At 32.3% G+C, this 1,496-nt stretch carries 1 protein-coding gene and 1 pseudogene; one reads left to right on the top strand and one right to left on the bottom strand.

Features of this window, described 5'->3' with window-relative positions; all coding sequences use genetic code 11:
- Nucleotides 1–63: 63 nt before the first annotated feature.
- Nucleotides 64–225: pseudogene (locus tag HMPREF1552_RS11775) on the top strand (integrase core domain-containing protein); the annotation flags it as partial.
- Between the two features lie 283 nt (nucleotides 226–508).
- On the opposite strand, the gene HMPREF1552_RS03725 reads toward HMPREF1552_RS11775, so the two are convergent.
- Nucleotides 509–1,096 (bottom strand): hypothetical protein, encoded by a 588-nt coding sequence (locus HMPREF1552_RS03725; protein ID WP_021743750.1) that lies wholly within the window; start codon nucleotides 1,094–1,096, stop codon nucleotides 509–511.
- Nucleotides 1,097–1,496 lie beyond the last annotated feature (400 nt).

Raw genomic sequence — 1,496 nt, 5'->3', positions numbered from 1 at the left:
TTTAACACGAAATTATCATGAGTTTTTACATTTTCTAATTTTGTCGCAATATATTATACAATCTATGATACTTTAAAAAATGAGCTAATTAACCTGCACAACTATCACACAGAGAAGGATCTTTACAAAGCTATAGAAGAATTTACATATACTCAATATAATCATGTGAGACCACATTCTTACAATAATTATAGAACGCCCTTTGAGGCACGTTATGGGGCTTAATTGCCCTATAGCAGCAAATTAGGTTATATTGTTACAAAAATGTTTGACCACAACAGTTCATCCATTGATAAAATAACCTTTCTGATAAGTCAGTTCCTCCTGTCTGGTAGAATGTATAAAGTATTATTCTACCATAAATGGGACTTTTTTATTTGTGGTATACTAGGACTTTATCATATATGGCTTATACAACCCACCCCAATAGTTAACAAAGAACCATTTTAGATATATAGTCTACAAAATAGAAGTAAACCGTAAGGGTAATATAAATGAGTAAAATCCTCTATTCAATACCCCATTTCTTCTCCAATTTTTCAGTTATAACAATCCACTGTGGTTTTTCAGAATTTTGCATCGATACTGAGATTCGTAATATCTCTCTTCTTAAGTCTTTGAGGAAGCAACGATCATATTCATAATACTGTTTCCATATTCTCAGTGCTTTTTTTGAGATTTCCCCTGTTTCATAGTAAGTGTACAATTTTATCCAAAAACCAATATACACGCTTAACGCTTGGTGTTCTGTGAGATAATCTATTTTCACTTCATCCAAGTGATGATCTATCTCAATTCTATCTTTAGCGACTTCATGGTTAAGTATATCATTCGATGAACCATTCAGATAACCTACCCAACCCAGAACGACTTCTTTTCGATATGCTTCCCTCTTTTCATCTGGAAGATTAAACCATTTCACATCTATCTCCCAAACAATGCTCCGTACATTTTTAAAGAAGTCCGATGAAAAAAACTGCTCAATCAATTGAATATTTTGTTTTGCTTGATCTGATTTTTTCCCCCATATAGTCACCCATATTGTAATTAAAATGGCGACTGCTGATAGAACTAATGAACCCAAATTATAATCCATCTATTTGTTCCTCCTTATCTTTTACAACTATTCGTTGTAGCAAAAATGACATTTTTGATTTCTATTATACACTCCCCCAATTTATAGCTCTGCACCCTCTGCCTCTGAAATGCCTCCCTAAAATAGATTTGCACCCCCTTGATTCTTAAGCAACAAGGCAATAACTAAATTATATCATAGTCTTCACTTTGTTTTCAAGAATTCTTATATTAAAAATATCCTCCCTAGGGTGAAAAGTTTATTTCCACTATCCATATACTAAAGTTGCATTTAGTCTTACACATATTTCCATTTTTACAATAGTTGCATTTAGTAGTACACTTTATGTAAGACAGCTACCGGAAAGGTAGGTATTAATATATAGTAAAACTTATACAAAACCGACCTAAAAATATGGTAT

The sequence above is a fragment of the Leptotrichia sp. oral taxon 879 str. F0557 genome, assembly GCF_000469385.1.
Classification (GTDB): Bacteria; Fusobacteriota; Fusobacteriia; order Fusobacteriales; family Leptotrichiaceae; genus Leptotrichia; species Leptotrichia mesophila.
Note: the sequence above shows the minus strand (reverse complement) of the source record. Positions and strands in the feature narration are given on the sequence as shown.